The 17560-nt window shown below is 72.6% G+C and carries 19 protein-coding genes and 1 rRNA gene; 10 read left to right on the forward strand and 10 right to left on the reverse strand.

The genetic code is table 11. The annotated features are described in order from the left end of the window. The first annotated feature begins 135 nt into the window (after window positions 1–135). Both rrf and AB0953_RS05900 read left to right on the forward strand, forming a co-directional pair. Window positions 136–252, forward strand: a 5S ribosomal RNA gene (rrf, locus tag AB0953_RS05895). A gap of 95 nt (window positions 253–347) precedes the next feature. Then, entirely contained in the window at window positions 348–911 is a 564-nt protein-coding gene (locus AB0953_RS05900; RefSeq protein ID WP_366858191.1) for a GNAT family N-acetyltransferase, read from the forward strand. Here the strand turns inward: AB0953_RS05900 and AB0953_RS05905 are convergent. From AB0953_RS05905 to AB0953_RS05930, 6 genes are all read right to left on the reverse strand, one after another. Continuing rightward, the gene (locus AB0953_RS05905; RefSeq protein ID WP_366858192.1) at window positions 908–2515 is read right to left on the reverse strand and encodes a type VI secretion protein; all 1608 of its coding nucleotides are present in this window, start codon (window positions 2513–2515) and stop codon (window positions 908–910) included. The two genes, AB0953_RS05900 and AB0953_RS05905, sit on opposite strands and share 4 nt — an antisense overlap. Before the next feature lie 2 nt (window positions 2516–2517). Further along, window positions 2518–3939: an ATP-binding protein gene (locus AB0953_RS05910; RefSeq protein WP_366858193.1), complete on the reverse strand. Its 1422-nt coding sequence runs from the start codon at window positions 3937–3939 to the stop codon at window positions 2518–2520. Between the two features lie 20 nt (window positions 3940–3959). Beyond that, the gene (locus AB0953_RS05915; protein ID WP_366858194.1) at window positions 3960–5522 is read right to left on the reverse strand and encodes an SCO6880 family protein; all 1563 of its coding nucleotides are present in this window, start codon (window positions 5520–5522) and stop codon (window positions 3960–3962) included. After that, entirely contained in the window at window positions 5519–6853 is a 1335-nt protein-coding gene (locus AB0953_RS05920; RefSeq protein ID WP_366858594.1) for a hypothetical protein, read from the reverse strand. Before AB0953_RS05920 ends, AB0953_RS05915 begins: the two co-directional genes overlap by 4 nt. Window positions 6854–6857: 4 nt before the next feature. Then, window positions 6858–7685, reverse strand: a complete 828-nt coding sequence (locus tag AB0953_RS05925; protein ID WP_366858195.1) for a hypothetical protein — start codon at window positions 7683–7685, stop codon at window positions 6858–6860. Between the two features lie 102 nt (window positions 7686–7787). Beyond that, on the reverse strand, window positions 7788–8096 hold the full coding sequence (locus AB0953_RS05930) for a hypothetical protein (RefSeq protein WP_042818271.1): 309 nt from the start codon (window positions 8094–8096) through the stop codon (window positions 7788–7790). A 310-nt stretch (window positions 8097–8406) separates the two neighbouring features. Between AB0953_RS05930 and AB0953_RS05935 the strand changes: the two genes are divergently transcribed. Beyond that, window positions 8407–8844 (forward strand): hypothetical protein, encoded by a 438-nt coding sequence (locus tag AB0953_RS05935; protein WP_366858196.1) that lies wholly within the window; start codon window positions 8407–8409, stop codon window positions 8842–8844. Window positions 8845–8920: 76 nt separating this feature from the next. Here AB0953_RS05935 and AB0953_RS05940 read toward each other — a convergent pair whose 3' ends face one another. Continuing rightward, window positions 8921–9745, reverse strand: a complete 825-nt coding sequence (locus AB0953_RS05940) for a pentapeptide repeat-containing protein (protein WP_366858197.1) — start codon at window positions 9743–9745, stop codon at window positions 8921–8923. Between the two features lie 67 nt (window positions 9746–9812). Between AB0953_RS05940 and AB0953_RS05945 the strand changes: the two genes are divergently transcribed. The 5 genes from AB0953_RS05945 (at window position 9813) to AB0953_RS05965 (ending at window position 15079) form a co-directional block, all read left to right on the forward strand. After that, on the forward strand, window positions 9813–10421 hold the full coding sequence (locus AB0953_RS05945) for a LysE family transporter (protein WP_366858198.1): 609 nt from the start codon (window positions 9813–9815) through the stop codon (window positions 10419–10421). Between the two features lie 63 nt (window positions 10422–10484). Continuing rightward, window positions 10485–11276: a thioesterase family protein gene (locus AB0953_RS05950; RefSeq protein ID WP_366858199.1), complete on the forward strand. Its 792-nt coding sequence runs from the start codon at window positions 10485–10487 to the stop codon at window positions 11274–11276. Between the two features lie 84 nt (window positions 11277–11360). Continuing rightward, on the forward strand, window positions 11361–13061 hold the full coding sequence (locus AB0953_RS05955) for a serine/threonine-protein kinase (protein WP_366858200.1): 1701 nt from the start codon (window positions 11361–11363) through the stop codon (window positions 13059–13061). A 67-nt stretch (window positions 13062–13128) separates the two neighbouring features. Next, a complete protein-coding gene (locus tag AB0953_RS05960; RefSeq protein ID WP_366858201.1) occupies window positions 13129–14145 on the forward strand; it encodes a bifunctional lytic transglycosylase/C40 family peptidase in 1017 nt (338 codons plus the stop codon). A 217-nt stretch (window positions 14146–14362) separates the two neighbouring features. Continuing rightward, window positions 14363–15079, forward strand: a complete 717-nt coding sequence (locus AB0953_RS05965) for a phosphatase PAP2 family protein (protein WP_366858202.1) — start codon at window positions 14363–14365, stop codon at window positions 15077–15079. A gap of 146 nt (window positions 15080–15225) precedes the next feature. Here the strand turns inward: AB0953_RS05965 and AB0953_RS05970 are convergent, their stop codons facing one another. Then, window positions 15226–15480 (reverse strand): hypothetical protein, encoded by a 255-nt coding sequence (locus tag AB0953_RS05970; protein WP_366858203.1) that lies wholly within the window; start codon window positions 15478–15480, stop codon window positions 15226–15228. Window positions 15481–15570: 90 nt separating this feature from the next. Further along, window positions 15571–15729 (reverse strand): hypothetical protein, encoded by a 159-nt coding sequence (locus AB0953_RS05975; protein ID WP_366858626.1) that lies wholly within the window; start codon window positions 15727–15729, stop codon window positions 15571–15573. A 183-nt stretch (window positions 15730–15912) separates the two neighbouring features. On the opposite strand from AB0953_RS05975, the gene AB0953_RS05980 reads away from it, so the two are divergent. After that, window positions 15913–16749: a hypothetical protein gene (locus AB0953_RS05980; protein ID WP_366858204.1), complete on the forward strand. Its 837-nt coding sequence runs from the start codon at window positions 15913–15915 to the stop codon at window positions 16747–16749. A 147-nt stretch (window positions 16750–16896) separates the two neighbouring features. Continuing rightward, window positions 16897–17049 carry a hypothetical protein gene (locus AB0953_RS05985; RefSeq protein WP_366858205.1) on the forward strand — a complete coding sequence of 51 codons (153 nt, stop codon included), beginning with the start codon at window positions 16897–16899 and terminating at the stop codon, window positions 17047–17049. A 51-nt stretch (window positions 17050–17100) separates the two neighbouring features. On the opposite strand, the gene AB0953_RS05990 is transcribed toward AB0953_RS05985, so the two are convergent. After that, on the reverse strand, window positions 17101–17448 hold the full coding sequence (locus tag AB0953_RS05990; RefSeq protein ID WP_366858206.1) for a metal-sensitive transcriptional regulator: 348 nt from the start codon (window positions 17446–17448) through the stop codon (window positions 17101–17103). Window positions 17449–17560 lie beyond the last annotated feature (112 nt).

Consider the following 17560-nt stretch of genomic DNA (forward strand, 5'->3'; position numbering starts at 1 on the left):
AAGCCCGGTAACGGGTGGAGCTGACTGGTACTAATAGGCCGAGGGCTTGTCCTCAGTTGCTCGCGTCCACTGTGTTAGTTCTGAAGCAACGAACACGCCCCCTGCGGGGTGCGGCGGTTCGTAACTTCATAGTGTTTCGGTGGTCATAGCGTTAGGGAAACGCCCGGTTACATTCCGAACCCGGAAGCTAAGCCTTTCAGCGCCGATGGTACTGCAGGGGGGACCCTGTGGGAGAGTAGGACGCCGCCGAACAATCATTGTGGGAAAGCCCCGCACCTTCTGGTGCGGGGCTTTTCTGCGTTTAATGCGCGTGCGGAAGACCCACATCGGTGGTTGGATTCCGGGGCATGGAGCAGCATGTGATTCGGCCGGTGCGGGCTGAGGAATGGCAGAAGGTCAAGGAATTCCGGCTGGACGCGTTGCGGGATCCGGTGGCGCCCATGGCGTTTCTCGAGACCTTGGAGCAGGCCTCCGCGCAGCCGGACTCGTTCTGGCAGGAGCGGGCGCGCAGGGCCGCTGAGGGGGTGCAGGTCAAGCAGTTCGTGGCCGAGGACGCCGGCGGGCGGTGGGACGGCTCCGTGAGCGTGTTCGTCGAGGCCCAGGGGGATGCCGATTTCTTCGGGCGGGTGATCCCGGAGAACCAGGGGCATGTCGTCGGTGTGTTCGTGCGGCCCGGGCAGCGGGGCAGCGGGCTCACGGATGCGCTGTTCGAGGCCGCGCTGCAGTGGATGTGGTCGCTCGAGGAGCCGGTGCTGTCGCGGGCGCGGCTCTTCGTGCACGAGGGCAACGAGCGGGCCGGCGGCTTCTACCGGCGGTTCGGGTTCCGGGCGAGCGGGTTGGTCGTCCCCAAGCCGGGGGATGCGTCCGCGAAGGAGCTGGAGTACCTCTACCCGCGGCCCGCCGCTGCCTAGCTGCTCCGCTCGTACGGGGCCGTCTGCGCGTCCCACTCCGGCCAGCGGGCCCGCGCCTGTTCCCGGCTGCGGCACAGGGCCAGCAGGGGGAGCGGGCCTTCCTGGACCAGGGTGGGCAGCTGGGGGATCGGGGCGACGGCCGCCACGTCCTCCAGGACCACCGTCAGTGGTGGGTCGAGCCGGCCGTGGGATGACCGTGCGGCCATGCGGCGGCCGTGCTCGACCACGCTGGAGGCGAGTGCGGTCAGCAACGGCATCGCACCCGGGTGGGTGCGGGGGTCCTCCAAGGGCTCACCCACCACGTAGAGGGTGCCCCCTTCGCTCGTGAACGATGCCAGTGCGAGTGCATCTGTTCGGTTCGGGTTGCAGGCCTCGCGGATGTGGACCGAGGTCAGGGAGCAAAGGGCCCGGGCCGTGAGGTGGTGGGCCTGCTCGCGGAGGTCCGGGTGGGCGGTGAGGGCGCTTTCGAGCTCGCCGGCCGCGCCGGGGGCCGCCTGGGGGTGGGTGCGCAGGATGCGGACCGGGTCCTGGGCGCCCGCGCCCTGGGCCCAGCGGTGCAGCTGCTTGAACGGGCGTCCGTCGAGCGCGGCCGCCTGGAGCCAGCTGCGCAGGAGCGTTTCGGCCGTGTCGGCCACGGCGGCGTCCATGCGGGCCTGCGGCCGTACGGGGGCCAGCAGGGCGGCGGCGCGGGCGGCCGCGGTGTCGCGGTCGGTGCAGGCCTCGGCGGGGTTCCAGTGCATGCGGGCCGGGGTGTCGCACAGGTGCTGCGGGTCGTAGAGCAGGACCGGCCCCAGCTTGGCGCGGGCGTCCTTGGTCTCCGCCCACAGGGCCGGGGAGGAGGTGACGACGAGGGCGGCGCCCTCCGCGGCGGCGAGCTCCCGGGCTGCCAGGAGGCGGCGCTCCTGGGGGCTTCCGTACGCCAGGCGGCTGTGCGGGGCGGCCGACGGGGGCGGGGTGGCGACGGCCCGCGGGTCGTCGCCGTAGCCGTAGCGGGAGGCGGCGTCGTCCTGCCGCGGGAGAGGCGGGGGCACGGCTGGCGCGGGGGGCGTGGAGGCGGGCGGCGGAGCGGGGGCCTGCCGGGGTGGGGCGGGCTGCTGTGGGAGGGGCGGGTGGTGCTCCGCGCTCGGCTGCTGGATTCCGCCGCCTCCGTGTCCGGCTGCGGCTCCGGCGCCAGCTCGGGCCCCTGGCCCCCCACCGGCTTTGGCCTCGGCCTTGGCGAGGGCCCTGCGGGCCTTCGTACGGGCGATGACGCCGATCGTGAAGACGGTCAGGACGAAGAGGACGAGGAGCTGTCCGACGAAGAGGCCCCAGAACAGCCCCCAGCCGGACAGGGCTGCCGGGTCGGTGTCGGGCCAGGCCCCCGGGATGTCGTGCGGTTGCGTTATCAGCCCGCGCACGGCCCCGGGGGTGCGGGAGAACGTCACGGTGGCGGGCCACGAGCCGTGGGCGGCGAGCGCGGCGAGGCCGGTGGAGGACCACACCAGCGCCGCCAGGCCGAGGAGGAAGGCCAGCAGGCCGACCAGGACGCCGTCGGGGATGCCGCCGCGGGCGGCGCCGGGGCCCGGGGCGGCGGCGCCCGTGCGTCTCGTGTCGTTCTCGTGCATGGCTAGGCCACCGTGGTCGCGGATCCCGGGCCGCCGCCCTGGTGGCGTTCCATGAGCAGGGCGCGCTGCTCCGCCTCCAGTTCGGCCGCCAGCATGTCGTCGGGGAGGGGGTGGTGCGGGGTGGAGGACTCCGTCATGGCGCGGTCGGTGTAGACGAGGGGGCGTTCGGCTTCGGTGATGAGGTGTTTGACCACCTGGACGTTGCCGTTGACGTCCCAGACGGCGATGCCGGGGGTGAGGGTCGGGATGATCTCCACCGCCCACCGGGGCAGGCCGAGGACGCGGCCGGTGGCGCGTGCCTCGTCGGCCTTCTGGGCGTAGATGGTGCGGGTGGAGGCCATTTTGAGGATGGCCGCGGCCTCGCGGGCGGCCGCGCCGTCGACGACGTCGGAGAGGTGGTGGACGACGGCGACGAAGGACAGGCCGAGGCGGCGGCCGAACTTCAGCAGGCGCTGGAAGAGCTGGGCGACGAAGGGGCTGTTGATGATGTGCCAGGCCTCTTCGACGAGGAAGATGCGCTTCTTGCGGTCGGGGCGGATCCAGGTGTGTTCCAGCCATACGCCGACGATCGCCATCAGGATCGGCATGGCGATGGAGTTGCGGTCGATGTGGGAGAGGTCGAAGACGATCAGCGGGGCGTCGAGGTCGATGCCGACGGTCGTCGGGCCGTCGAACATGCCGCGCAGGTCGCCGTCGACGAGGCGGTCGAGGACGAGGGCCACGTCGAGGCCCCAGGCCCGTACGTCGTCTATGTCGACGTTCATGGCTTCGGCGGAGGCGGCTTCGGGGTGGCGCAGCTGCTCGACGATGTCGGTGAGGACGGGCTGGCGGTCGCGGATGGCGTCGACGACGTAGGCGTGGGCGACCTTCAGGGCGAAGCCGGAGCGTTCGTCGAGGCCGTGGCCCATCGCGACTTCGATGATGGTGCGCAGCAGGGCGAGCTGCCCGGTCGTGGTGATGGCCGGGTCGAGGGGGTTGAGGCGGATCCCGGAGTCGTTGGCGGCGATGGGGTCCAGGCGGATGGGGGTTATCCCCAGCTGTTGCGCGATCAGGTTCCATTCGCCGACGCCGTCCTCGCCCTGGGCGTCGAGGACGACGACCTGGCGGTCGCGGAAGCGGAGCTGGCGCAGGACGTAGGTTTTCTCCAGGGCGGACTTGCCGTTGCCGGACTCGCCGAGGACGAGCCAGTGGGGCGCGGGGAGCTGTTGTCCGTAGAGCTGGAAGGGGTCGTAGATGTAGCCCTTGCCGCTGTAGACCTCGCGGCCGATGATGACGCCGGAGTCGCCGAGTCCGGGGGCGGCGGTGGGCAGGTAGACGGCCTGGGCCTGCCCGGTGGAGGTGCGGACGGGCAGGCGGGTGGTCTCGACCTTGCCGAACAGGAAGCTGGTGAAGGCGTCCGTCAGAGCGGACAGCGGATCTCGCATGGGGCGGCCTTTCCCTCCAGCTAGCGTCGGATGCCGGTGGCGAACGGCAGGGTGTTGACGAAGGCGCGGTGGTGCTCCCGGTCGCACCATTCGAGTTTCAGGTAGGACTTGCCGGCCGAGGCGCGGATGGTGCGTTTGTCGCGGGCGAGGGCTTCGGGTGAACGGGAGGACACGGTGATGTACCCGACCAGGTTGACTCCCGCGGCACCGCTGGCGAGATCTTCACCTCTTTGGTCGAGCCGGCCGTGTGCGGCGACGTCGCGGGGGTCGACGGTGCGGTTCATCTTGGCGGCGCGGGAGGCGTCGGCCTCGTCGTTGGTCTTCTCGGTGAGCATGCGCTCGATGGCGACCTCGGTGGGTTCGAGGTCCATGGTGACGGCGACGGTGCGGATGACGTCGGGGGTGTGGACGAGGAGGGGGGCGAGGAAGTTCACGCCGACGGGGGTCATCGGCCACTCCTTGATCCAGGCGGTGGCGTGGCACCAGGGGGCGCGGGTGGAGGACTCGCGGGTCTTGGCCTGGAGGTAGGTGGGTTCGACCGCGTCGAGTTCGGCGGGCCAGGCGTTGCGCTTGGTCATGGCCTGGATGTGGTCGATGGGGTGGTCCGGGTCGTACATGGAGTGCACGAGGGAGGACAGGCGGCTTTGGCCGAGGGGCTGGCTGACGCGGATGTCGGCTTCGGCGAGGCGGGCGCAGATGTCGGTGAGTTCGCGGGCCATGACGATGGCGAGGCCGGCGTCGCGGTCGAGTTTGCGGCCCTGGCGGCTGCTGCCGGCGCGGGCGATGGTGTGGGCCTCGGCGGCGAGTTCGCGCGAGTAGTGCATGCAGGCGACCAGGTAGGCGCGGTGCTGCTCGGAGGAGGTGGACACCATCGACTGGAGCTGGTCGTAGGAGTCGCGCAGCCAGGTGGGGGAGGTGGGGTCGCCGCGCTGGGCGACGTCCTTGGCGTGGGCGTCGGGGTCGGCGGGCAGGGTGCGGGCGAGCATCTGCAGGCGGGTGACGAAGCCGTCGCCGTTGGCGACGTGCTTGAGGAGGGTGCCGAAGCGGTCGACGAGGGCTTCCTGGTCCTCGCTGTCGCGCAGGCCGACGCCGGGGCCCTCGATCTCGATGGCAGCAGTGACGGTCCTGCGGTCGGCGTGCAGGAGGACGGCGATCTCGTCGGGGCCGAAGGGGGCGGAGAGCCAGCTGATGCGGCCGATGCCGGGGGGCGGGCCGATCTCGACCTCTCGGCCGTCGGCGGCGCGGGTGCCGGCTTCCATGGCGCCGGAGCGGTACGTGGTGCCGCGGCGCAGGGTGCGCTTGTAGCTGCGGTTGATCTCGAACCACTTGTAGAAGGTGCGGCCGCGGTAGGGGACGTACACGGCGGCGAGCGCGAGCATGGGGAAGCCGGCGAGCGTGACGATGCGCAGGGTGAGGTCGGGGACGAGGAGCCCGCTCATCATGCCGAGGAACGCGCCGGCGATGATCAGGGCGATCTCTCCGCTCTCGCGGTTCTTGCCGACGATCGCGTTCGGCCGGGCGCGGCCGATGAGATACGTGCGGCGGGGTGCGACCGGGTGCAGCTGGTGGGACTGGGTCGTCAACGCCCGTCACCTCCTGTGTTCCTCGTGCTCGAGCTCGTACGGGGCGGGGGTGCGGCGGAGGGGACGGCTCCGCCGCCGTTCCCGCCGCCGGAGGGGCGGCTGCTGTGGGCGGCCACGCCTCCGGAAATCGGGTTGGCGGGGCGGGGGGCGCTGCTGCCGCTGTCGCCGCCGGCGCGGTGGGCGCCGCGGCTGCTGTGGGTCTTGATGCCCTGGGAGACGAGGGAGGCCGGGGAGCTGATGACGGCGGCGGCCTGCGCGCCGTCGGTGGCCTTGCTGCGGCCGGCGCGGGCGGAGGCGATCTCGTCGCCGAAGCCGGGGACGAAGCGGTAGATCATCGCGGAGGCGAAGATCGCCAGGAGGATGATGGCGAGGCCGGAGACGACGGCGGAGAAGGCGTTGGGCCCCTTTTCGCCGGCGAGGGCTCCGGCGAGGCCGAGGACGATGACGATGACCGGCTTCACGAGGATGACGGCGATCATGATGCCGGCCCAGCGGCGGACGTGGCCCCAGAGGTTGCGGTCGACGAGGCCGGCGTAGACGACGACGCCGAGGAGGGCGCCGACGTAGAGCAGGGCGGCCCGGATGAACAGCTCCAGGAACAGCACGCCGGCGGCGAGGACGGTGACCAGCGAGACGACGATCAGCATGATCGGGCCGCCGCCGATGGAGTCGCCCTTCTTGAGGGCTTCGATGAAGGAGCCGAAGAACACGTCGGTCTGGCCGCCGCTCGCGGAGGCGATGACCTGGGTGACGCCGTCGGTGGCGGAGACCACGGTGTAGAGGATCAGGGGGGTGAAGGCGGAGGCGAGGACGGTCAGCCAGAGGAAGCCGACGGCCTCGGAGAGGGCGGTGGCCAGCGGCACGCCGCGGATGGCGCGCTTGGCGACGGCGAGGAGCCACAGGACGAGCGTGAGGATGGTGGACGCCGCGAAGACGATGGCGTACTGCTTGAGGAAGGCGCCGTTGGTGAAGTCGACGTTGGCGGTGCCGTTGATGGCCTTGCTGAGCTCGGTGACGATCCAGGCGGCGGCGTCGGCGCAGCCGCGGGCGAGGGAGGCGAGGGGGTTGAGGGCCTCGGTGGGGTCGCTGGGTGCGAGACCGGTCCGGGGGGTTCCGCCGGTGGCTGCGCCTTGGCCGCGTTCGCAGTAGTCCCGGGCAGGTCCGGCGATCAGTGCGCAGGGGTCGTTGCTGGCGCTCGGCGACGGTGAGGGCGCCGGTGCCGTGGGTGTGCCGGCGGGCGGGGTGGGGGCGGCGGTGGCACGGGCGGCCAGGAGGACGACCGCGACTTGGGCGGCGGCCGCCGCGGCGCCGATGCGGCCGAGTGGAAGCATGCGGTTAGCGGGCATAGGTGAACCCTCCGAATTCGGTGACGGCCTTGCCGATCTCGTCGGAGGTGGACACCGGGTTGTCGCCGGTCACCGGGGTGGGACCGCCCTTTTGGGCCGTCTCGACGACCTTCCAGTCGGACCCGTTCCACCTGAGGGTCATGGAGATGGTGAACCAGTTGCTGGTCACGGGACGGGTGGACTTCTCGCCGGTCAGTCCGAACACGCCGATGCACCAGACGTCGACCGAGGCGGTGGTGCCGGCCAGGCTGTTGACCTTCGCTCCGACCGGGACGGTCCGGTTCACGAAGGTCGCGCCCGCCGGGGCGAGGCCGTCCTTGGTCAGACCGATCTGGGCGAGCAGGCCTGCCGAGTAGTCGGCGTCGAATCCGGCCTGGAGTTTGGCGCGGGAACCCTCGTCCGCGACGGTGTCCACGATGGCGTGTCTGCGGGTCGTGTTGAACATGCCGTCGGATCCCAGTGCCGCGGCGTAGTTCGAGGCCGCCGACTGGGCGCCCTGCTGGTCTTGGGCGAACCCGGACGGGATGCCGCCGTTCTTGCCGTCGACCGGGCGGGTGCCCGTGGCGGCTGTGGCGGTGGTGGCCGGCGGGGTGTCGGTGCCGGTGGCTGCGGGGGTGTCGGTGTTGCCCGACTGGTTCGCGAACGCGATGGCGGCGATCAGCAGGACGACCACGCCGACGACGGTGATCAGGCTCCGCGAGGCGCGCGGGGTGCGGCGGGGGGCGCCGTACGGGTCGGAGTCGGATTCCGGCAGGCGGGTACGGGTCTGGCCCGTGCCGCCGACGGCCCCGCCGCCGTACTGGTCGTCGTTGCTCATTTCGTGTCCGCCCCCTCCGCGTCGTACGACGGTAGCGCTGGTTCCCGCGTGGATGCGGTGTGGTGAGTCGTCCTCAGGTCGGGATCCGGCGGGCGGTCCCGGCTATACGGCCATTCCGTAGACGATCGTGAACAGCGTGCCGAGGGAGCCGATGATGAAGACCCCGGTGAGTCCGGCCACGATCAGGCCCTTGCCCTGTTCGGCGCTGAACGTGTCGCGCAGGGCGGTGGCGCCGATGCGCTGTTTGGCGGCGCCCCAGATGGCGATGCCGAGGCAGAGGAGGATGGCGACGGCCATGATCACTTCGATCATGACCTTCGCTTCGTTGCCGAGACTGCCGAACGGCCCCCAGTTGGGGGCGATTCCGCCGATGATGGTGGTGATGTCGCCCTTTTCGGCTGCCAGGATCATGTAACTCACCGCCCCTGTACGGGTAGTTCCGGTAGCCCGTGCCGGTGGCAGGGGTCACGCACTATCTTCGCTGATGAAACCGCCGTCGTATGTCGACTTGACGGCTCTCTTTACCCGATATCCCGGTACGTGGCCCGCTTGGCGGCTCTGACCTGGACGGGGGCCGCCGTTCGGGTGGAGGGGCGGGTGTGTCGTGCGTCCCGCCTGGTGAGATTTGTCCGACATTCAGTCAGTCGTTTCATCGGGCCGGTCAGTTGTGTGGTCCGTGCACCGGCGGCCCGGTGTCGGTGCCCGCCGCCACCATGGACGGATGACGACTGCAACGGTGTGGACGCTGTCGGAGCTGCAGGAGGCCATTCGGGCCGGCTGGTCGGCCGAGACCTGCTCGCCCGACGACGTGGAACGGGAGCCCTGGACGCCCGAGAACCCGGCCTGGGGCCACTGCGACATCACGGCGCTGGTGGTGCAGGACCTGATGGGCGGCGGGCTGCTGGTGGGGGAGGTGTGGCTGGACGGGGAGCAGCACGGCTTCCATACGTGGAACGTGCTGCCCGGCGGGATCGAGGTGGACCTGACGCGGGAGCAGTTCCGGCGGGGGCAGGTGGTGGCCGAGGGGCGGCCGGTGGGTCCGCGGCCGCCGGGGCGGCTGCCGCGGCGGTGGGAGGAGTACCAGCTGCTGCGCCGGCGGGTCGGGGACCGGCTGGGCCGCCCCCTGGCCCCGGGTGGAGGGGCGGGCTCCGGGGACTGAGGGCCCGGCTCGGGTCCCGGCCCTGGCTCCGGCTGGGGCCCCGGGCCCGGCGCCGGTGGCGGTGTGAGCCCGCCCGCTAGGCCCAGTGGGCCGGGCGGGTCAGGGTGGTCGGGATCCTGGTGGCGGTGTCGCCGCGGGCGGCGCCCAGCTGGGCCTGGGTGAGGAAGAGGGCGTCGCGCAGGTCGGCGCCGCGCAGGTCGGCGTCGCGGAAGTCCGCGCCGATCAGGTCGGCCAGGCGCAGGTCGGCGCCGCTGAGGTTCGCGGCGATCAGGTACGCGCCGCGGAGGTTGGCGCCGCGCAGGTCGGCGCGGGCCAGGCGGGCGCCCATGAGGTCGGCGCCGCGGTGGTTCTTCCTGCGGCCGGGGGCCTGGGCGCGGACGAGCTCGCTGGTTTCCAGGAGCAGCGTGTTGATCTTCTGGCGCAGGGCGCCGACGTCCAGGCCGGTCAGGGCTTCGGCGTCGGCCGCGGCCCAGCGGGAGGTCTCCTCCAGGGCCTCGCGCAGGCCGGCGTGGGCGGGGCGGGCGGCGGGGCGGGTGAGGGCGTCGGTGACGTAGAAGAGCAGCTCGTGGAGCTGGCGCATGACGGCGAAGGCCTCGAACATCGCCGGGGCGGTGCCGGGGTGGGTGCGCCAGTCCCGGCCGCCGAAGGTGACCTGGGAGACCTGCTGGCCGGCGCCGAAGCAGTCGAAGGTGGTGCACCCCTGGAAGCCCTTGTCGCGCAGCCGGGTGTGGATGCCGCAGCGGAAGTCCTGGCGGAGATTGCCGCAGGGCGTGCCGGCGGCCTTGTTCACGGCGAAGTCGTTGGACTTGGCGAAGGGCAGGGCCACGCAGCACAGGGCGAAGCAGTTCGCGCAGTCGGCGTGCAGGTGCGGCGGCCCGGACGGGTCAGGGGTGGTGGACACCCCTCCATTGTGACGGCAGGGGCCACGGGGTCTTGATCGGGAGTTCGGGGGCGGTGAGCATCCGTACATGACAGAAGTGATCGCAGTCGCCGTCATCACCGTCCTCGCCGTGATCAGTCCCGGCGCCGATTTCGCCATGGTCGTCCGCAACAGCTACCTGTACGGGCGGCCCACCGGTCTGTTCGCCGCGGCCGGCGTCGCGGCGGGGGTGCTGGTGCACGTCTCGTACACGATGCTCGGGGTCGGTCTGCTGATCGCGTCCTCGACGGCGCTGTTCACCGCCATCAAGCTGGCGGGTGCGGCGTACCTGGTGTGGGTGGGGGTCCGTACGTTCCGGGCGCGGGCCGAGCTGACGGTGGACCTGGAGTCGAAGCCGCAGCTGACGCGGGTCGGGGCGCTGCGGTCGGGGTTCCTGACGAACGTGCTCAACCCGAAGACCACGCTGTTCGTGGTGTCCACCTTCACGCAGGTGGTGGGGCCCGAGACGCCGGTGTGGCAGCAGGCCGGGTACGGGTTGTTCATGTCGGCGGCGCACCTGGGCTGGTTCGGTGCGGTGGCGCTGTTCTTCTCGAACGCGCGGCTGCGCGAGCGGATGCTCAAGGCGCAGAAGGCACTGAACCGGGCGATCGGGTCGGTGCTGGTGGGGCTGGGGGTGGGTCTGGGCCTCGCCCGCTGAGCCGCCGGTCCGGCGGGCGCAAGGCTCTGGCGGGGCGGGTTACCGGCGGGTAGCGTCTGGGGCATGGCGTTCTACGAGCGGATCAGTGCGCAGCGGTTCCTGGCCACCGAGTACACCCGCGGGCCCTGGGACGCGGGCGCCCAGCACGCCGGGCCGCCGGCCGCCCTGCTCGGGCGGGCGGTCGAGGAGCGGCCAGGGGCGCGCGCCGACATGCGGACCGCCCGGATCACGTACGAGATCCTGCGCCCGGTGCCGATCGGCCCGGTGCAGATCACCACGAGGGTGCTGCGGGCCGGGCGCAGCACCGAGGTCGTGGAGGCCGAGCTCGTACCGCTGGGGGCGGCGGCGCCGGCGATGCTGGCGCGGGCGCTGCGGATCCGGGTGGCCGGGGGTGCGGACGCGGTTCCGGCGGTGGCGCCGGGCCCGCAGCTGCCGCCGCCCGGTGAGGTCGGGGTGACGCCGTTCTTCCCGGTGCCGTGGGAGACCGGCTACCACACGGCGATGGAGACCCGGTTCGCCGAGGGCGCGTTCCTCGAGCCGGGGCCGGGCACCTGCTGGATGCGGATGAAGGTGCCGCTGATCGCCGGGGAGGAGGCCAGGCCGCTGGACCGGGTGCTGGTCGCCGCCGATTCGGGCAACGGGATCAGTGCGGTGATGGACTTCGCCCGGTACGTCTTCGTCAACAGCGACCTGACGGTCCACCTGCACCGCCACCCGGTGGGCGAATGGGCGTGCGTCCAGGCGCGGACGAGCGTGGACGCGGCCGGGATCGGCCTCGCGGACGCCGTCCTGCACGACGAGAAGGGCCCCATCGGGCGCAGCGCTCAGAGCCTGTTCGTGGCGCCGCGGCCGTAACCGCGCCCGCGGCCGCGCGTCCTGGCCGCTTTCCTGGTCAACCCGCTTGCCAGGGACGCGAATCGGTGTGGCAGGCTCGGGTCAATGGAGCCGCTGAGAGACGTCGATCCCGCCCACATCGGAGCGCATGCGCTGCTGGCCAGGCTCGGCGCCGGCGGCATGGGGCAGGTCTACCTCGCGCGCTCGCCCGGCGGGCGGCTGGTGGCGGTGAAGGTGATCCGCGAGGAGATCACCGGCCATCCGGAGGCGCTCGCCCGGTTCCGGCGCGAGGCCGAGACGGTGCGGGCGGTGCGGTCGGCGTACACGGCGAACCTGATCGACGCCTCGCTGGCGGCGCCCCCGTTCTGGCTGGCGACCGAGTACGTGGCGGGGCCGACGCTCGCCCATGCCGTGGCGCGGCGCGGCGCTCTGCCGGCGGACACCTGCCGCGGGCTGTTCGCGGCACTCGCGGAGGGGCTCGCGAGCGTGCACGCGTCCGGGGTGACGCACCGGGACCTCAAGCCGCAGAACGTGATCCTGGGCGCGCAGGGCCCGCAGCTCATCGACTTCGGCATCGCGCGCGGCGTGGGCGAGACGGCGCTGACCCAGGACGGGCAGGCGCCGGGCACGCCGGGCTACACGGCGCCGGAGGTGCTGCTGGGCGGCGGGGCCGGGGCCGCGGCGGACGTGTTCGCGCTGGGGGCGACGCTGGCGTACGCGGCGACGGGACGGCCGCCGTTCGGGACGGGCGTGGCGGCGACGGTGGGGTACCGGGCGGTCCACGAGCCGGTGGACGTGGCCGGGGTGGATCCGGGGCTCGCGGCCCTGATCGAGGCCTGCACGGCCAAGGACCCGCAGGAGCGGCCGGGCCTGCGGGAGGTGATCGCGCGGTGCGGGGTGAGCGGTGCGCTCGTCGACGATCCGGTCTACCGGGGGCTGGGTGCGCTGGGCGAGGCGGTGCCGGTGCACGAGATGCGGACGCAGGGACCGGGCCTCGCGGCCCCGGGGTACACGCCGACGGGATACACGCCCACGGGGCACGCGGGCCCGACGGGGCCCGCGCCGCTGCCGGGCCGGCCGCCGCGCCGGGGCGGGACCGCGGCCTGGGTGGCGGCCGGGGCGGCCCTGGCGGTGGTGGGCGCCGTGGCGGTGTGGCAGCTGGCCCCCGGTGGCGGCGGCCGCGACGCGGACGGCGGCCGGGGCGGCGGGGCCACGGCCCAGAGCCCGGCCGGCCCGGCCGCCGGCGGACAGAGCCCGGCCGCCCCGTCACCGGCCGCCGGCTCTCCGGTGGGCCCGCCGACGTTCATCAAACAGACGGCGCCGAATCTGGACGACTACAACCCGCTCCAGCACCAGTGCCACGACCCCGTCCCGGAGGAGGCCCCGCTCGGCGACTTCCAGGGCTCGGTGACGCAGGCCTCCGAGGACTACCTGCACGAGCTCAAGCCGGGCCAGGTCCGGATCGGTTATCGGATGAAGGCCGAGCTGCCGGACGCCCCGCCGTACTACGTGGCCGTGGTCGTCAAGCCGCAGCACGAGGTCGACGCGAACGGCCGGTCGACGCAGGTGGCCGCCAACCGGCAGCTCGGTTTCGTCGCAAAGGCCCGGGACGTCTACGAGGGCGACGAGCTCCAGTGGAAGTACGTCGTATATCCCGATGATTTTTCGATGGAGTTGGACGGAAAGAGGGTCAAGGCGCCTCCGCTGGCGCAGGATCCGGGGGGATGGACGGTGGTGTACCGGCATGCCGTCTCCGACGTGCAGCACAAGAGCGTGTGGTGCCTCGGTTTCGATGCTGTGGCATAAAAGGGATGATTCCGACACGAACCGGTGAATCCCTGTGAATGCATGCTCGATGGGGGAGGGTTGACGGGTGCGCAGGTTCTGGGTGATCAGCGGGGTCGGCTTCGCGGCATGTCTGTGCTTCGTGGGCCTGCTCCTCGTGGGTACGTACTCCGCGGCCGCAGGCATCGCGAGCGGCGGCGGCCGTGCCGTGGGGCTGGCCAAGGGGGCGGTGCCGGCGAAGTACCAGGCGCTGGTGCAGAAGTGGGGCGTGCTGTGCCCCACGCTGACCCCGGCGGTCCTGGCGGCGCAGCTGTACTCGGAGAGCGGCTGGAACCCGACGATCGTCAGCCCGGCCGACGCGCGCGGCATCGCGCAGTTCATCCCCGGGACGTGGGCCGTGCACGGCATCGACGGCGACGGCGACGGCGACCGCGACATCTGGGACCCCAACGACGCCATCCCGTCGGCCGCTTCGTACGACTGCGAGCTGGCCAAGGACGTCAGGAACGTCCCCGGCGACGCGGTCGGCAACATGCTCGCGGCGTACAACGCGGGTCCCGGGGCCGTCCTCCAGTACCGCGGCGTGCCCCCGTTCCGCGAAACCCAGGGATACGTGAAGGCGATCACGACCCTGGCCAAGAGCTTCGAGAAGCCCGTCGGGCGGGTCGCGCCCTCGCAGCAGGCGGCCGGGGCCATCTACTTCGCGCAGAAGCAGCTGGGCACCCCGTACCTGTGGGGCGGAAACGGTACGGCCGACCAGGATTACCGGTTCGACTGCTCGGGGCTGACCAAGGCCGCGTACGAGTCGGTCGGGATCGAGCTGCCGCGCGTGGCCAACGACCAGTACAACGCCGGCCCGCACCCGGCGCGCAGCGAACTGCTCCCCGGCGACCTGGTGTTCTTCTCCAATGATCTGAACAATTCCCGGGAGATCCACCACGTCGGGCTCTACGTGGGCGGCGGCTACATGATCAACGCCCCGTACACCGGTGCGGTGATCCGCTTCGACAAGATCGACGCGCCGGACTACTTCGGCGCCACCCGGGTCACCAAGGATGGCGCCGAGGCGCTTCCGGACCGTGCGGCCGGCGCCAAGACCCCTTGACCGGAGGGCCTGGTCACGCTCCGTCAGGTGCAGGCCCTGAGCTGCGGTGGGCCATCACTCTTGGATAACGTTGCGGTGATCATTCCGTGGAGAGTGGAACCGCCCCGTCAGAACGGGCGTTCCATGGTCACGGGGAGGGATCGCAAGGGGGGGTTCGCGGGGCGTACACACCGGTGCGCCCACTGGGGACCGAGCAAGGGCAAGGGGCCGCATCGCCATGGTTGCACTCACAACCGGTGGTCCGAACGTGGACGTCAGCCTGCTGTACGACGTCAATGCGCTGGCCCGCCACGCCCCGGCCGGTGTGGACCGGGCCGTCGCCCTGGTCAGTTCCTACGGCATCCCCCTGCTCCTGGTCCTCCTCGTCCTGTGGTGCTGGCGCGGCGCGCGCCGGCAGGAGGAGGCCGCGGCCGCCGAGTCGTTCGCGGCCCTGGTGTGGGCGCCGCTCGCCGCCGCCCTCGCGCTGGTGGTGAACGTCCCGCTGCGCCGGCTGGTCGCCCGCCCGCGCCCCTACCTCCAGCACGACGGGCTCGACGTCCTCCAAGGCGGCCCGGCCCACGGCCACTTCTCCTTCGTCAGCGACCACGCCACCCTCGCGATGGCCCTGGCGGTCGGGTTGTTCCTCGCCCACCGCAGGCTCGGCCTCCTCGGCATCGGCCTCGCCCTGCTCGAAGGCCTCAGCCGCCTCTACCTCGGCCTGCACTACCCGACCGACGTCATCGGCGGCTTCGCCCTCGGCACCGCAGTCGTCCTCGTCCTCGCCCCGCTCGCCATGGCGCTGCTGACGCCGGTGGTGCGCGCCGCGGCCCGCTCCCCGCGCGCCGCCCGGCTGGTACGGGCCCGGCACCTGCTGCGGCCCTGCCCGGTGGACCTCGCCCAGGACCGGACCGCGGCGGGCGGCTCCCGTACGCAGGACAGCGACCTCGCCGCCTGAGGGGCCGGGGACGGGCGCGCGCCGGGTGCGGACGCCCCGTCAGGTGGGCCCGTACGCATCCCAGACGCTCATCAGCAGCGCCGCCAGCAGGCACAGCCCCGCCGCCCCGAAGCACAGCCGCACCGCCGCCGGGCGGGGCCGCGGTGTCACCGGCCGCCGCCCTCGGCCCGCCGGGTCGCCTTCTCCGCATCCGCTGACCGGGCCTCGGCGTCGCGGCGGTAGCGGGAGCGCAGCCACAGGCCGGTGACCACGGCCGCCGCGGTGGTCAGCCCGATGGCCAGGGCCACATCGGCCGGGCCGTCCGCCGAGCCCGTGGGCCGGGCCGAGGCCGCGGCGGCGGGGGTCAGCGCGATGAGCAGGGCCCAGAGCAGGGCGGCGACGCGGGGTGCGGATCCTGGCATGGACCCAGCGCATCCGCTCGCGGTCGGCCCGGCCAGCCGGGAGCGTCCGAACGGGCGACGGCGCAGGCCGTGCCCGCCCTACCCGGCGCCCTACCCGGCGGCGTGCCGGGCGGCGTCCTGGCGGGCCAGATCGCGGGAGCGGCGCGCCGGGCCCTTCCAGCCGCAGGTGCAGACGGCCAGACAGAACGAGCCGCGCTCGGTGGTGCTGGTGGTGTGTCCGGGGACGGGCTGCTCCGTGGGACGGGGCAACGGCAGAGAGGCAAGCGGAGGTGCGGGCGATGCCTTCGGATACGGATCCACCCCACCACGGTACCGGGGGCCGCGGCCGGTCCGTGAGGTCGGCGGCCCGTGACGGGAAACCGCGGACCTCGTTAACCGGAGCGGGTGGGGGCCTCGGGCAAGCAGCGGTCATGCGTTGGGGGTTGGCAGGCGATGGTGGTGCACCAGCACAGGCAGCGGCGCGGGCGTGCGGGCGAGGCGGTGCTCGCCGTCGGCGTGGCCGCGGCCATCGCAGCGATGAGCGGGTGCGGCGGCTCCGCCTCGGCCGGCGACGACCGGCCCCCCGCCGATCCCGCGGCGGCGGTCCGGGCGGCCGCGGACGCGCTGACCGGCGCCGGCAGCGCCCGCGCCCGTACGGCGATGGAGATGGCCACCGGCGGGACCAGGGTCACCATCCGCGGCGAGGGCGGGGTCGACTTCAAGAACCGGATGGGCCAGCTCCTGGTCATGCTGCCCGCCGACGCGGCCGGCAAGGAGGAGCACCGGCCCATCACCGAACTGCTCGTCCCCGGCGCCCTGTACATGAAGAACCGGGGCGCGGGCGTCCCCGCCGACAAGTGGGTCCGCGTGGACACCACGACCCTGGCGGACGGGAACCTGGTGACCGGCGGGGCGACCGACCCGCTGGCCGCCGCCGAGCTGCTGCGCGGCGCGCAGGAGGTCCGCTACCTCGGCGAGACCGATCTGGCGGGCACCAAGGTGCGGCACTACCAGGGGACCACGGACATCGGGCGGGCCGCGCGAAGCGCCTCCCCGGCGGTCAAGGGGGCACTGGAGGCCGCGGCGAAAGGGTTCGCCAAGGACACCGTCCCCTTCGACGCCTACCTCGACCAGGAGGGGCGGCTGCGGAAGGTCCGGCACCGGTTCACGTATGTCAACAATGGCGTGATCGATGTCTCCTCCACGACGCTGCTGTACGGGTTCGGGACGCCGGTGAGCGTCGTATTGCCCGCAAGCAAGGACATTTACGCCGGGAAGATCGCCCCCTAGCCGGTCGGGCGGTACCGGGGCGGCGCGATCGGACCATGGCCGGGTAGCCGGAAATGGTCCATCCGTGTCATGCGCACCGCGCCCGGCCCTCCCTAGGCTGGGAAGCCGTACGCCCATGTCCGATGGCGGCAGATTGAGGTGACACGCGTGACTCCCGCTGGCGGTACGACGGTGCAGGACCACGTGGCTCTCGCCGAGATCGAGCTGTGCGGCGAGCTGATCATCGCGGCCTCCGCGGCGGACGAGGAGCGGCTCAGCCAGGACCGGATCGACGAGGTCCTGATGGGCCTCCGGCTGTAGTCCCCGCCGCCCGCGCCCTGTCCCCCGGACCGCCCCGGACTGCCCCGGACCTCAGGTCCGCAGCAGCCGGGCGATGGCCTTCGTGGCCTCCTCCACCTTGGCGTCGATCTCGGTGCCGCCCTTGACGGCCGCGTCGGCGACGCAGTGCCTCAGGTGCTCCTCCAGGAGCTGGAGCGCGAAGGACTGCAGCGCCTTCGTGCTCGCCGAGACCTGGGTGAGTATGTCGATGCAGTACACGTCCTCGTCGACGAGCCGCTGCAGGCCGCGGATCTGCCCCTCGATCCGGCGCAGCCGCTTGAGGTGCTCGTCCTTCTGGTGGTGATACCCGTGCACCGGCGTTTCAGGGGCTGCACCGGTGGCGACAGCGGCTCCGGAGCCTTCCGCCTCGATGGCCGTCATGGGGGTCCTCCCGTGGTCCGGACGAGGGGGTGCCTTCCAGTGCATACCCCTCATGGGTATAGGTTACCGGGCCCCGGCCGCGGCGGCGGGGGTCCGCAGGGTCACTGTGCCT

It is taken from the genome of Streptomyces sp. NPDC046866 (assembly GCF_040704625.1).
Classification (GTDB): Bacteria; Actinomycetota; Actinomycetes; order Streptomycetales; family Streptomycetaceae; genus Streptomyces.

Excerpts from the sequence above, each read along its gene's own strand:
- AB0953_RS05925 (WP_366858195.1), bottom strand. The coding sequence starts at position 7,685 with ATGAGCAACGACGACCAGTACGGCGGCGGGGCCGTCGGCGGCACGGGC.
- AB0953_RS05945 (WP_366858198.1), top strand. The coding sequence starts at position 9,813 with ATGACAGAAGTGATCGCAGTCGCCGTCATCACCGTCCTCGCCGTGATC.
- AB0953_RS05965 (WP_366858202.1), top strand. The coding sequence starts at position 14,363 with ATGGTTGCACTCACAACCGGTGGTCCGAACGTGGACGTCAGCCTGCTG.
- AB0953_RS05970 (WP_366858203.1), bottom strand. The coding sequence starts at position 15,480 with ATGCCAGGATCCGCACCCCGCGTCGCCGCCCTGCTCTGGGCCCTGCTC.
- AB0953_RS05935 (WP_366858196.1), top strand. The coding sequence starts at position 8,407 with ATGACGACTGCAACGGTGTGGACGCTGTCGGAGCTGCAGGAGGCCATT.
- AB0953_RS05990 (WP_366858206.1), bottom strand. The coding sequence starts at position 17,448 with ATGACGGCCATCGAGGCGGAAGGCTCCGGAGCCGCTGTCGCCACCGGT.
- AB0953_RS05920 (WP_366858594.1), bottom strand. The coding sequence starts at position 6,853 with ATGCTTCCACTCGGCCGCATCGGCGCCGCGGCGGCCGCCGCCCAAGTC.
- AB0953_RS05980 (WP_366858204.1), top strand. The coding sequence starts at position 15,913 with ATGGTGGTGCACCAGCACAGGCAGCGGCGCGGGCGTGCGGGCGAGGCG.
- AB0953_RS05955 (WP_366858200.1), top strand. The coding sequence starts at position 11,361 with ATGGAGCCGCTGAGAGACGTCGATCCCGCCCACATCGGAGCGCATGCG.
- AB0953_RS05910 (WP_366858193.1), bottom strand. The coding sequence starts at position 3,939 with ATGCGAGATCCGCTGTCCGCTCTGACGGACGCCTTCACCAGCTTCCTG.
- AB0953_RS05950 (WP_366858199.1), top strand. The coding sequence starts at position 10,485 with ATGGCGTTCTACGAGCGGATCAGTGCGCAGCGGTTCCTGGCCACCGAG.
- AB0953_RS05900 (WP_366858191.1), top strand. The coding sequence starts at position 348 with ATGGAGCAGCATGTGATTCGGCCGGTGCGGGCTGAGGAATGGCAGAAG.
- AB0953_RS05905 (WP_366858192.1), bottom strand. The coding sequence starts at position 2,515 with ATGCACGAGAACGACACGAGACGCACGGGCGCCGCCGCCCCGGGCCCC.
- AB0953_RS05930 (WP_042818271.1), bottom strand. The coding sequence starts at position 8,096 with ATGATCCTGGCAGCCGAAAAGGGCGACATCACCACCATCATCGGCGGA.